This is a genomic window from Bacillus sp. FSL K6-3459 (assembly GCF_038003305.1).
Classification (GTDB): domain Bacteria; phylum Bacillota; class Bacilli; order Bacillales; family Bacillaceae; genus Bacillus; species Bacillus pumilus_O.
On sequence record NZ_JBBOOW010000001.1, the window covers coordinates 2,198,219 to 2,210,734 of the forward strand.

A 12,516-nucleotide genomic window follows, 5' to 3' on the forward strand; every position below is an offset into this window, starting at 1 on the left:
GTATTCCTCCTCTTCAAAAACGCACATTCATCCACCAGCAGCATGCAGGTGGATGAATGGATAAAGCTTATGCTAATGTACGTTTTGCTGATTTAACCGTATTATGTGCAAGCATCGTAATCGTCATTGGACCGACTCCGCCAGGGACTGGTGTGATATAAGAAGCTTTTTCTTTTGCCTCTTCAAAATCAACATCTCCAACAAGCTTCCCGGTATCTAAACGATTGACTCCTACATCAATCACAATAGCGCCTTCTTTAATTTGGTCAGCTTTAATAAAGTTTGCTCGACCGACGGCAACAACTAAAATATCCGCTTTCAACGTATGTTCTGAAATATTCGCTGTTCTTGAATGACAATAAGTAACCGTTGCGTTTTCGTTTAACAGCAATTGTCCTACCGGTTTACCGACAATATTGCTGCGTCCGACAACAACGACTTCTTTTCCAGAAAGGTTGACACCCGTTTTGTTGAGTAATTCAACAATCCCTGCTGGTGTGCATGGAAGGAATGTGTCTTCCCCAAGAAGCATTTTCCCGATATTCAGAGGATGGAAACCATCCACATCTTTTTCAGGTGAAATACGTTCTATCACGGCTTTTTCAGAAATATGTTTTGGCAGTGGAAGCTGAACAAGAATCCCGTGGAATTGATCGTTCGCATTGTACTGATCAATGAGCTGAAGCAATTCTCCTTCTGTTAAAGAAGCATCTAAATGATCTAGCTGGAAATGCATCCCCATTGCTTCTGCTGCTTTTTTCTTCCCGCGTACGTAAGAAAGTGAAGCCGGATCATCACCGATTAGAATAACGGCAAGACCAGGTGTGACACCTTTTTGTTTTAGCTCTTCTACTTCTTTTGCTAATTGCTCACGCTTTTCTTTTGCTGTTTCTTTCCCATCGATGATTGTTGCTGTCATGTCGAATCCTCCTATTGCTGCTTTAGGTCGTTTTTAATGTTTGAAAGTACTCCATTTACAAATTTCGGCGCTTTATCATCACCGAATAATTTGGCCAGTTCAATCGCTTCATTCATTGAGACACTAACCGGGATATCTTCTTGATACACCATCTCGTACACAGACAGCCTTAAAATGGCTCTGTCTACGTTTGCAATACGATCGAGTTTCCAATTCACTAAATGCTGTGAAATCATATCATCGAGCTTGTCCTTTTGTTCAAGCACACCGAAAACCAGCTCCTCGAAAAAAGGATCTGATTCTTGTTCATCCAGCGCATGTGTAATGGCCTCTTTCGGATCAATATTGCTCACATCAATTTGAAATAATGTTTGTAGCGCCTTTTCTCTTGCAGTTCTTCTTTTCATTATTTACTCCTTTAACCACTTTATCCGCTTGTCGTTAAGCCATACAGAGATCATAACATATTTTGACCGTGGTCGCACCAAGATCCATGCGAGCTGTGACGAAAAACGAATCAATCCACGTATGAGGTCATTATGATTCGAAAATGGCCCAAAAATGGGCTTTAAAAAACCAAAGAGGCGATGCCTCCTTGGTTTCACTTGAACTCTTTTTTACATTTCTTGATCTACTTCAGCCTCAGCTGACTTTGTATCAAATTGAATACCAACGACATGAATATTGATTTCATTAATCGTTAAGGCAGTCATGTTCAAAAGAGTTTGACGGATATTTTCTTGTACAGCAGTGGATACCTTTGGAATGGATAGGCCAAATTCAACCACACAATATACATCGATGGTGATGCCTTCATCATAGACATCTACTTTCACACCTTTACGGTGATTTTTTTTACCAAAGCGTTCTGCTACATCAGCAGCGAAATTGCCGCGCATTTCGGCAATGCCTTCGACTTCTGAAGCGGCGATCCCAGCAATGACCTCAATCACTTCTGGTGCAATTTGCACTTTTCCCAATTGATCTTCATCAAGGTTCATTTCAAGCAAATTGTTTTCTGACACGATCATTCACCTCCGAAAGCTGTGATTATTTCATGATTTGGTATATTTCTAAAAACTTCGTATTAAAATTACCACTCACAAATGTTTCATGCTCAAGCAATCTTAGATGGAATGGGATCGTTGTGTAGACTCCTTCAATGACGAATTCTTGAAGCGCACGTTTCATTCTCGCAATCGCTTCTTCTCTCGTCTTACCATATGTGATTACCTTTGCAATCATACTATCGTAATATGGCGGAATCACATAGCCTGGATAAGCGGCAGAATCAACTCGTACTCCTAGACCGCCTGGCGGAAGATACATTTTAATTTCACCAGCTGATGGCATGAAGTTTTTCTCTGGGTTCTCTGCATTAATACGGCATTCGATTGCCCATCCTTCATATACGACATCCTCTTGTGTAAGAGAAAGCTTCTCACCTGATGCCACTTTAATTTGTTCTTTGATCAAGTCAACACCTGTGACCATTTCTGTTACAGGATGCTCTACTTGAATACGGGTATTCATTTCCATGAAGTAGAACTTCTCTTCATTATAATCATAAATGAATTCGACTGTTCCAGCACCAGTGTATTCAACAGCTTCTGCAGCTTTTACGGCTGCTTCACCCATTTGCTCACGGATGTCTGCATTCAGCGCTGGTGATGGCGTTTCTTCAAGAAGCTTTTGCATTCTTCTTTGGATTGAGCAATCACGCTCTCCTAAATGAATGGTATTGCCATGCTGATCTGCAAGCACTTGGATTTCCACGTGTCTAAAGTCTTCAATGAACTTTTCTAAATAGACGCCAGGGTTACCAAAGTTTTGCGCTGCTTCCTGCTGCGTGATGGTGACACCGTTAATGAGCTCTTCTTCGTTACGAGCCACACGGATTCCCTTACCACCGCCGCCGGCAGTTGCTTTTATAATCACAGGATACCCGATACTTGCTGCTGTTGAAACAGCATCATCAAGATCTTTTACAATTCCTTGAGAACCAGGAACAATCGGAACGCCAGCGTCTTTCATTGTTTCCCTTGCGACATCTTTTGTTCCCATTTTGGAAATCGCTGACGGAGTTGGCCCGACAAAGATGACATTGCATTCCTCGCAAAGCTCTGCGAAGTCTGCATTTTCAGCAAGGAAGCCGTATCCTGGATGGATGGCATCTGTACCTGTTAATTTTGCTACACTGACAATATTCGTGACATTTAAATAACTATCTTTTGAAGCAGTCGGTCCGATGCAATATGCTTCATCAGCCATTTGAACATGAAGCGCATCGCGATCCGCTTCAGAAAATACCGCAACTGTTTCAATTCCAAGCTCTTTACAAGCGCGGATAATTCTAACTGCGATTTCTCCTCTGTTTGCAATTAATAGCTTTTTAATCATGATCGTACTCCTTACTCTGCTTTCACTAGAAAGAGGGGTTGTCCGAATTCTACAAGCTGACCGTTCTCAGCTAATACTTCGACGATTTCACCTTTTACTTCTGCTTCGATTTCATTAAACAGTTTCATCGCTTCTACGATGCACACAACTGTGTTTTCGTTCACCTTAGAACCTGTTGTCACGTAAGGACCTGCTTCTGGTGAAGATGAAGCATAAAATGTGCCAACCATTGGGGATGTAATTTTATGCAGATTGTCAGACGCAGCTGCCTCTTGTGCAGGGGCTTCGGTCTGGGCTGGAGCTTGTGCTTTAGGAGCTTGTTGAGCTGGAGCTGCTTGGACAGGAGCCACTGATGCTTGTGCCGCAACTTGCTGAACGACTTCTTTATTTTTCTTCAGTTTGATTTTTGCACCTTCGTTTTCGTACGTAAATTCATCAATTGTAGATTCGTCAATTAATTTAATCAGTTCATGAATTTCTTCGATTTTTAACATGGATTTGCACCCCTATGTATGGATTTATCTTTTTCTTTATAGGCTAGTACTAAAAGTACATACTATAACCATCTTACAGGAGGATTTCATTGAATTCAACTACTATTGTGGCGAAACACTTTGCGAGAGCATCTTGGAAAGGGCGTCAAACCGCATCAAAAAACGCCCTTTTCGGCAAAGGGCGCCTGTTCATTTTTTATTCGTTAGTGGGCTCAAAAGTGACTGCTACGTTATCAAGACCTCTCATTTCTTTTGTGACCATATCAATAATGTCGGCCGCTTGAGCCTTTGATTTTTTGTCAGAACGAACTGTGATGCTCACTTTATCACCCTCTGCACTCACTAGCGCATCTTTATAACCTTTTGTTTTAATTAAGGTTTCAAGTTGACGCTCCGTTCCTTCTGCTTCACTAAGCGCTGTCATTTGGTCATACGCTTCGCTTTTTTCTTGTGCTGTTGCATCATCACTAGATACAATTTCATTGAACTCTTCACGCTGCTTGCTTCGTTTATCTTCAAGCTCTAATCTGTAGGTTGTAAAAAGCTCATCGTCTGTTTGCTCTGATACAGCCTTTCCTTCTTCACCGCTTGTTTCGATATCCTCTTGTTTACCATTTGTTTCTTTGTCAGTGGACTTATTATCAGCGCCTTTTTCCGATCCTTTGTCCATTCCTTTTTCTGGTTCAGTCTTTTTCTCTTCCGTTCCTTTTGATTTCATCTCTTCTACTGTCACTGCATTTTCACCTTGTGGAGACATGATATAGTACACACTTAAGACGACAACTAAACTTAGCATCGTTAATAGCCAAACCGTTTGTTTTTTTAACATCATTCCGAATCCTCCTTGATTTTTTTAGGGGCAACAGCCACTCTATGGCTCGGTACATCAAGCACTCGTGTAACCGCTTCAATGATGGTTTTCTTTATTTGAACGTTGTCTACTCCTTGAGCAACAACGAGAACACCTCGAATATCTGGTTTTTTCGTTTGCACGACGACTGGCGTTTCTTCATTGCCATTTTTGATGATGACGATTTCTTCTTCTTTTGTTTGATCGGTGACACTTCGCACGCCGCCTTCTTTATCTGTTTCTTCGGTCGTTGTGCTTTTATTGGATTTGTTTTTTTCAAACACTTTTAAAGAAGTTGCGTCTACATTGACCACAATCGATACATCCTCAACGCCAATAATCGTCTCTAAAATTTCTTTCAGCTGATTTTCGTATTCTTGCTCCACATCTTCAATCGAATTCTTTGATTTACTTGACGATGCCGGCTTGAATACCTCCTGCTCTTGTGAGGTTGTTTTTTTAGAAGCAGGAACAGCAGCTTGTTCTTTATTTGATGGCGGTGACAAGATCTGACTGACTAACATGAAAGATACGCCGATGATGAATACAAGAAGTAAGTAATGGTGCTTCGTTAATTTTGGTTTCCCCTCACCTTTTTCAGGCGGCTGCAAGAATGATTTCAGCTTTTGTTTCCAGTCCTTGTTATTCATGATCTGCTGCGTCACCTCCCTCAATGTTCAGCGCAATGTGCTCAGGACTCGTATTCCAAACATCTGCAAGCGTCTCTTTCACCCTCTTGATCTCTTTGCTAGAAGATCCAGCGCTTTCCTCCTTTTGCCTGGAGAGATCAATGTCCACCTTTGCCACCGTTTCTACAGCATCACCTGTGAGCGGGGAAAGAACTGCTTTGATGCGAAATTGATCGGCCTCCATATTCTGATCCAGGTGCTCTTCATCTGCCAACACTTCTACGTGTTTCATTTCATAGCTCTCCTTCTCCAGTGGCTCCTTTGCGCTCTTTTCTAGTTGGACAGCCATTTGCTTTAAAATATATGCACGCTGAGAGGCTTGTATTTCTTTTTTTTCTAAATTCATCTGATTTTTTATTTCTTCTGACTGTGCTTCTTCCTTCCCCTTCATCAATTCTGAGAAAATTCGGTCAGGGTCTGCCCGAAATAAAGCAAAAATCGGATTGAGCATCACCACAATCAACAGGAGGCTGACGACCATTTTGGCATATTTTTGCATGCTTGAATTGGGAAGCAGAAGATCAATGACAATTGCAAATAAGATAAAGAGAATAATACTTGTGATCCATTCCGTGAGAAAACTCAAAAGGTGTCCCCTCCTTACTTCATCATCATGGTCAGGTTGCCAGCAGTAATAATGACGGTAATGCTTAAAAAGAACATGAGCGATACAACAGCAAGTGCAGCAAAGATATAAAGTACACTTTTTGAAATAACATCAAGGCAGCTGATAATCGGACCGCCTCCTAATGGCTGAAGAATAGCTGCGGCAAGCTTATATATAAGAGCTAAAGAAAGCACTTTAATTGCAGGGAAAGCGGCAATTGATATGAGAATAGCGACGCCAACAAGTCCGACCGTATTTTTAAGTAAGACAGAGGCACTGATGACAGTGTCTGTCGCATCTGTAAACATTCTGCCAAGGACGGGGATAAAATTTCCGGTAATAAATTTGGCTGTACGAAGTGCGATACCATCCGTAACCGCAGCAGATGCACCTTGCACAGAAATGACGCCAAGAAAGACAGTTAAAAATACGGCTAACCCACCTATCGCCACATTTCTTAACAGCTGGGCAAGCTGGGTGACCTTGTATTGTTCAGTCAGCGTACTGACAATGCTCAATATCGCTGATAAGAAAATAAGCGGAAGAACGACATATTGAATAAAAACGCCGCTCGTATTCATCAAAAATAAGATAACGGGATGAAAGAATCCGGCTGAGACAAGTCCGCCTGATGAAGCAATCAGTGCTAATAACAGAGGAATAAGAGCAAGAATAAAACTGGTCATCGTTTGAATGGCTTCCGTTGCATAAGAAATCGCCACATGAAAGCTGTTGAGTGCAATAATGATCAGCACCATATAAACAAGTGCGTATGCGACTTTACTGACAGTGCTTTGTTCAAATGCATTCTGCAAAAGCTGCAAAAGCGAACAGAAGATGGTGAGTAAAATCAGTGTACCAAGGAGCTTTCCGTTTGCGATGACCTCGTGAAACAGATAATGAACAAAGGCTTTCAGCCATGTCTGGGGAGACAGCTCTTTATCGCCGTCAATCATTTCCTTCACTGTTCCTTTTTGGCTTTCTGGCAGAAAGCCGCCATACTCGTCCAATATGGTTTCCCAAAAGTCACTAATGGAGTGAAGCTCAAGTGCATCAGCCTGTCCAGCCGCTACTTCTTCTGCTGCTGGTGCTTCATTGGATAACGGCTCCTTTTCTTCTGCCCCTGCGTGTGGAGCGATCAGCCAGAAGAAAAGCATCAGTCCCAAAACAGCTGTCACCCGTTTCATTGTCATCACCTCTTTTCAATTACGTCATGGACGGGATCATACCTAAGATGGTCTCAATAATGACTGTTAAAATGGGAACTGCCATGACCAAGATGAGAATTTTGCCGCCAAGCTCTATTTTTGATGCAATGGCGCCTTGTCCAGCATCTTTTGTCAGCTGGGCGCCGAATTCCGCAATATAGGCAATACCAATAATTTTTAAAATGGTTTCAACATACTTCATATTGACACCGGCACTTGCCGCAATTTTTTCTATCATGGAGATAATGGCATAGATTTGATCTATTAAATAAAGAAAGATCACACACCCTGTAAATACAACAAGCATAAAGGCGAAGGTCGGCTTTTGTTCTTTGACGATTAATGCTAAAAAAGTAGCAATTAAACCAAGTCCAACAATTTGTATGATTTCGATTTGTAAGCCCTCCCCTATCCTTGAAATAGAAATACGGCTTTAATCTTTTTAAACAAATCATCTACAATGGTTGCTACCATAAACAAAATGTAGATAAACCCAAGCAGCGTGACCCACTGAGCGTACTCCTTTTTCCCCATTTGATCTAAAATCGTATGGAGGAATGCCACAACGATGCCTACTCCCGCAATTTGAAAAATGACGTTTACATCAACGCCCATGCTCTCGACTCCCTTCCTCTCACATCAATAAAAGAATCAGTAGTAATCCGCTTAAAAATCCGAGGCTTCTGACCATTTTTTCATTTTTGGCTTGGGCGATTTCAGCTTCCTTCTCCTCCGATTCCAAATGACCTAAAGCAAGCTTGATATATTTTTGCTGAGACGTGACATCATGCTGGCCAAGTGTTTCTCCAAAGTGCTTCAGTGCCTCATATTCGCCTTTTTTTAAAACGGTTTTTTTCCAAACATCCTCAAGACTCTCATTCCATGCATGCCGTGCAGAAAAAGTGCCGACTTTCAGCTTTTCAGCAAATTGTTCGAATAACCGATTCACAGGAGGACCTACTTGCGACGCAATTTGCTCTGCAGCACGCGCTAGAGGTGTTTGACCATACATAATTTCAGCTTCAAGAGACTGAAGCGCAAACCGGAGCTGCCGAATTTGTTTCGGCCGGTCACTATATCGTTTGGCAAACTCGAACCCTCCCCAAGTCGTAGCCGCGACAATCAAGATAGCGCCAATGAGCTTTAACATACGTCCACTCCCCGCCTCCATTTCATTTCTTGTCCGTCTTGATCATATATCCGCCCGATCGTGCCAGGACCGTCCTTACGATTTAATTCAACATAACGTTCAAACACACGAAGCTCCCATAACGGCTTCAATGATGGACGTTTATACACATCTTCTAGTGAGTAGCCATGAACGGAAACGATAATGCTGACCCCAGCATGAATCGCTTCTAAAAGTGCCTGCACATCCTCGCTTTTTCCGATCTCATCGACAATCATGACCTCTGGACTCATAGACCGAATCATCATCATCAAGCCCTCAGCCTTTGGACACGCATCGAGCACATCCACCCGGTGTCCAAACTGGTGCTGCGGTACCCCTCTTATGCACCCAGCGATTTCTGAACGCTCATCTATAATGCCTGTTTTTTTAGGAGGAATGGCTTTTGTCCCCGTACTAGCAAGTCTTGCGATATCCCTCAATAATGTCGTTTTTCCTGTTTGCGGTGGACCGATGATCAGTGTATTGCACCAGTGCTCGTCATATAAATAGGGAAGAAAGGGGAGTGCAATCCCGACTTTTTCTTTTGCGATGCGGATATTAAATGAAGAGATATCTCTCAATCCTTTGACAATGCCGTTTTCAACGATCACCTTGCCTGCAAGTCCCACCCGGTGTCCGCCTGAAATGGTGATGTAGCCTTGCTTTAGCTCCTCTTCAAGTGTGTACATGCTGTAATTGCTCAGTCTGCCTAATAGCTGAGACGCATCTTCTCCTGTTGTGTGATAAGAAAGAAAGCGCGGCTTTCCTCTTTGCATTAATTCAATAGGACGATCCGTGCGAATGCGGATTTCTTCTATTTGATCCCATTCTGCTTCTTTTAGCAGTCTAAGTTCTTGTCCAATCGCGTGCGGGAGAATATCCAACAAACTCCGCAACGAATTCCCCTCCTTTTTTTCTTCTCTAAAATGTATGATGGGAGATGTTAATTATGCCAAGCCGTTTCACTTATAAATCCCAACAAGAATAAAGACAACACCAATGAAAATAAAGACGAGCTTGGCATAGGATAACTGCCCTGCGATTTGATAGATTCCAATCGTCATTGTGATAATAAAAATGAGCGGTCCAATGATCGCCAAAATACTATTGATGACAACCGCTTTTCGAACGTCATTTGTGACTAAAATGAGAATGGCGGCCGTCAGTTCAATCGCTGCCGATAAAAACCTCATGCCTGCCATCGCAGCGACTGACGGGTGTAGACCTGGGAGAAATTGTTTCATATAGAACCTCCAGCTTTTTTTACACTATATGCTTGTCTAGCTGGAAGTAGTCTTGTTTTTCGGGAAGGAAAAAAGATGAATGAGAGAATTGAGAGAAGGTTAATCATTTGGGGAGTCTTACATGTTTTACAATAAAAAAAGACTGTAAACACTAGGTTTACAGTCTTTTTCGTTCATTACGCTCTTGACACGTATGAGCCGTCAGATGTATTAATCACTAGTTTATCTCCTTGGTTTACAAAGAAAGGAACGTTAACGATTAAACCAGTTTCTGTTTTTGCAGGTTTTGAGCCGCCTGATGTTGTGTCACCTTTAATACCGGGCTCTGTTTCTACTACTTCTAGTTCTACTGTGTTTGGAAGTTCTACTCCAAGAGTTTCAGCACCGTACATCACGATTTGAACCGACATATTTTCTAGCAAATATTTCAATTCATCTTTAATTTGTGTTTCACTTAGTTCAAGCTGCTCATAAGAACTTGTATCCATGAAGACATGTTGGTCGCCATTTGCATACAAGTATTGCATTGTTTTTGTTTCGATTTGAGCTTTCGCTACTTTTTCGCCTGCACGGAATGTTTTTTCTTGAATAGCACCAGTACGTAGGTTACGCAGTTTAGAACGAACAAACGCTGCGCCTTTCCCTGGTTTTACGTGTTGGAAATCCACTACACGCCAAATACCGCCGTCTACTTCAATTGTCAGGCCTGTACGAAAATCGTTTACTGAAATCATTTTGTCATCCTCCTACATTTCACCATCATAATATGATAAGTTCTTTCGGTGAGTGGGTCAATCGTTTATTGCCGTCAGCTGTCAGGACTATATCATCCTCAATTCTCACGCCGCCGACATCCGGCAAGTAAATTCCCGGCTCAACTGTCACGACCATTCCCTCTTCTAAAACGACTTTTGATCGTGAGGAAAGGCCTGGCGCTTCATGTACTTCCATCCCAAGCCCGTGGCCAGTTGAGTGCCCGAAGTATTGACCATAGCCATACTTTTCAATGATGTCACGTGTGATGCGATCAGCTTCTTTTCCTGTTAAGCCTGGCTTGATTCTATCCACACCAGCGTTTTCTGCTTCTAATACGATATGATAAATTTCCTTTAGCTTATCGCTCGGTGTGCCAACAGCAATCGTTCTTGTCATATCAGAACAATACCCTTTATAATAAGCACCGAAATCGAGTGTGACTAAATCACCAGATTCAATCACCTTTTCACTCGCTCTTCCGTGCGGCAGGCTTGAACGAACACCTGAGGCGACAATCATATCGAATGAAGATCCTTCAGCGCCTTCTTTTCTCATGAAAAATTCAAGCTCGTTCATGACAGCAATTTCCGTCAGGCCCGGCTTGATGTAAGTGAGAATATGATCAAAGGCGTGATCTGCAATCTTCGCAGCTTCCTCTAATATCTTAATCTCTTCACTAGACTTAATCAAGCGCAACTTTTCTACTGATTCTGAGACCGGAACAAGCTCTATATCGCCTGCTTTACCTGCATACTGCTGGTACGTGGCAAATGTCATATGGTTTTGTTCAAACCCAAGACGTTTGATCCCAAATTCCTTTGCTGTTTGAGCTGCGGTTTCTGCGATGTTTCCTTTATGTTCAATAATGTCGAAGCCTTTTACTTGGTCCTTCGCTTGCTCTGTATAACGGAAGTCCGTGATAAAAGCTGCCCGGTCCTTTGAAACAACGGCGAGACCGGCTGAACCAGTAAAGCTGGTCATGTACTGTAAATTAAAGCTACTCGTAATGACTAGACCATCGATGTCTAAATCAGATAAAAGCGTTCTTAATTTTTCAAGTTTCATGATACTGCTCCCCCTTCACTCACTAAATAACGAATCGCCAATTTATACCCTTCTAAACCAAGACCAACGATTTGCCCTTGGCATACTGGAGCAAGTACAGAATGATGGCGGAATTCCTCTCTCTTATGAACGTTTGAGATATGTACTTCAACGACGGATAAAGAAATACTTGCAATGGCATCTCTTAGGGCATAGCTGTAGTGTGTAAAAGCTCCCGGGTTAAACACGACTCCATCGTACTGTTCTTCTGCCTCGTGGAGCGCATCAATCAAATCTCCTTCGTGATTTGATTGAAAGAACGTTAACTGGATATTGGCTCTTTCTGCAAACTGGAACAAATCTGTCTCTAAATCTGTCAGCGTCTTACTTCCGTAAACAGCCGGCTCTCTTTTGCCAAGCCTATTTAAATTGGGCCCATTCAGTATAAGAAAATGAGGCATACAACCACTCCTTCACCCTAATTCAATCTATATCGAGATCTGTTTCTTTTTCCTTAGAAACCTTTCGTTTCCAAAAATATTTTATCATATGAATAGGTGATTTACACTTTATTCTGTCTTTTTCCCGAGTGCCCTCGCAAGCTTTTGGCTCGTTAATTCATTATATTCAAACGAAATACTGTACCCGACAAACATACCGTATAAAATATATAGGCAAAATGTCGTAACGATGGTGCTTTGCTGCAAATCTTGGACTTGCTTTACATCTGGGAAAATCGGATTAAATACGTAAAAAACGAGAAGCCATAAAAGCGCGCCATATATTAGCCCTATCCAATAGCCTTTGATCCGTTTCAAAAGCCCATAATAAATAAAGGCTGCTCCGATCGATAAAACCCCTAAAAGCACAATGCTGATAAAAGTACCAAGTCCCCCCTTTTTCCACTCCCCGAGCACAAAAGGCTGAAGGAGCATATTGGGACTCACCTCTGAGAAATGAAACATATGGGTCAGAAACCCGATAAAGCCCCAAAAAACACCGCCAACAAAGCCTGTCGCAGCTGCTCTTGCAACTAGCGATGATGTTTGTACAGACTGATTTTTCTCTTCTTGGTTTTTCTTTTCATCACGTTTCATTTGTGAACACCTCCAGCAAGTAGTATGTCCAAAATGT

At 42.1% G+C, this 12,516-nt stretch carries 18 protein-coding genes; all 18 read right to left on the minus strand.

Going from position 1 to position 12,516, the window contains the following annotated elements:
- Positions 1-67: 67 nt before the first annotated feature.
- The gene (gene folD / locus MHI35_RS11045) at positions 68-919 is read right to left on the minus strand and encodes a bifunctional methylenetetrahydrofolate dehydrogenase/methenyltetrahydrofolate cyclohydrolase FolD (protein ID WP_335349185.1); all 852 of its coding nucleotides are present in this window, start codon (positions 917-919) and stop codon (positions 68-70) included.
- An 11-nt stretch (positions 920-930) separates the two neighbouring features.
- Positions 931-1,326, minus strand: a complete 396-nt coding sequence (gene nusB, locus MHI35_RS11050) for a transcription antitermination factor NusB (RefSeq protein ID WP_012010530.1) — start codon at positions 1,324-1,326, stop codon at positions 931-933.
- A 210-nt stretch (positions 1,327-1,536) separates the two neighbouring features.
- Entirely contained in the window at positions 1,537-1,944 is a 408-nt protein-coding gene (locus tag MHI35_RS11055; protein WP_211064178.1) for an Asp23/Gls24 family envelope stress response protein, read from the minus strand.
- Between the two features lie 25 nt (positions 1,945-1,969).
- The gene (accC, locus tag MHI35_RS11060; protein WP_211064177.1) at positions 1,970-3,319 is read right to left on the minus strand and encodes an acetyl-CoA carboxylase biotin carboxylase subunit; all 1,350 of its coding nucleotides are present in this window, start codon (positions 3,317-3,319) and stop codon (positions 1,970-1,972) included.
- 11 nt (positions 3,320-3,330) lie between these two features.
- Complete coding sequence (accB, locus tag MHI35_RS11065) at positions 3,331-3,813, minus strand: acetyl-CoA carboxylase biotin carboxyl carrier protein (protein ID WP_012010533.1); 483 nt, start codon at positions 3,811-3,813, stop codon at positions 3,331-3,333.
- A gap of 196 nt (positions 3,814-4,009) precedes the next feature.
- Positions 4,010-4,642, minus strand: coding sequence for a SpoIIIAH-like family protein (locus MHI35_RS11070; RefSeq protein ID WP_211064237.1), 633 nt, complete (start codon positions 4,640-4,642; stop codon positions 4,010-4,012).
- Entirely contained in the window at positions 4,642-5,313 is a 672-nt protein-coding gene (gene spoIIIAG / locus MHI35_RS11075) for a stage III sporulation protein AG (protein WP_144521036.1), read from the minus strand. Before spoIIIAG ends, MHI35_RS11070 begins: the two co-directional genes overlap by 1 nt.
- Positions 5,306-5,938, minus strand: a complete 633-nt coding sequence (gene spoIIIAF, locus MHI35_RS11080; protein ID WP_211064176.1) for a stage III sporulation protein AF — start codon at positions 5,936-5,938, stop codon at positions 5,306-5,308. Before spoIIIAF ends, spoIIIAG begins: the two co-directional genes overlap by 8 nt.
- A gap of 14 nt (positions 5,939-5,952) precedes the next feature.
- Complete coding sequence (gene spoIIIAE / locus MHI35_RS11085) at positions 5,953-7,146, minus strand: stage III sporulation protein AE (RefSeq protein ID WP_144521032.1); 1,194 nt, start codon at positions 7,144-7,146, stop codon at positions 5,953-5,955.
- Between the two features lie 19 nt (positions 7,147-7,165).
- Positions 7,166-7,579: a stage III sporulation protein AD gene (gene spoIIIAD / locus MHI35_RS11090; protein ID WP_087978339.1), complete on the minus strand. Its 414-nt coding sequence runs from the start codon at positions 7,577-7,579 to the stop codon at positions 7,166-7,168.
- Entirely contained in the window at positions 7,576-7,782 is a 207-nt protein-coding gene (gene spoIIIAC / locus MHI35_RS11095) for a stage III sporulation protein AC (RefSeq protein WP_003153142.1), read from the minus strand. The genes spoIIIAD and spoIIIAC overlap by 4 nt, the downstream gene beginning before the upstream one ends.
- A gap of 19 nt (positions 7,783-7,801) precedes the next feature.
- Positions 7,802-8,317, minus strand: a complete 516-nt coding sequence (gene spoIIIAB, locus MHI35_RS11100) for a stage III sporulation protein SpoIIIAB (protein ID WP_034661265.1) — start codon at positions 8,315-8,317, stop codon at positions 7,802-7,804.
- On the minus strand, positions 8,311-9,234 hold the full coding sequence (gene spoIIIAA, locus MHI35_RS11105) for a stage III sporulation protein AA (protein WP_144521030.1): 924 nt from the start codon (positions 9,232-9,234) through the stop codon (positions 8,311-8,313). Before spoIIIAA ends, spoIIIAB begins: the two co-directional genes overlap by 7 nt.
- Before the next feature lie 66 nt (positions 9,235-9,300).
- Positions 9,301-9,582 (minus strand): YqhV family protein, encoded by a 282-nt coding sequence (locus MHI35_RS11110; protein ID WP_050943774.1) that lies wholly within the window; start codon positions 9,580-9,582, stop codon positions 9,301-9,303.
- A gap of 176 nt (positions 9,583-9,758) precedes the next feature.
- On the minus strand, positions 9,759-10,316 hold the full coding sequence (gene efp / locus MHI35_RS11115; RefSeq protein WP_012010541.1) for an elongation factor P: 558 nt from the start codon (positions 10,314-10,316) through the stop codon (positions 9,759-9,761).
- Between the two features lie 25 nt (positions 10,317-10,341).
- Positions 10,342-11,403, minus strand: coding sequence for a M24 family metallopeptidase (locus tag MHI35_RS11120; protein ID WP_213019781.1), 1,062 nt, complete (start codon positions 11,401-11,403; stop codon positions 10,342-10,344).
- Positions 11,400-11,843, minus strand: coding sequence for a type II 3-dehydroquinate dehydratase (aroQ, locus tag MHI35_RS11125; protein WP_144522026.1), 444 nt, complete (start codon positions 11,841-11,843; stop codon positions 11,400-11,402). Before aroQ ends, MHI35_RS11120 begins: the two co-directional genes overlap by 4 nt.
- Before the next feature lie 108 nt (positions 11,844-11,951).
- The gene (locus MHI35_RS11130) at positions 11,952-12,479 is read right to left on the minus strand and encodes a YqhR family membrane protein (protein ID WP_211064175.1); all 528 of its coding nucleotides are present in this window, start codon (positions 12,477-12,479) and stop codon (positions 11,952-11,954) included.
- Positions 12,480-12,516 lie beyond the last annotated feature (37 nt).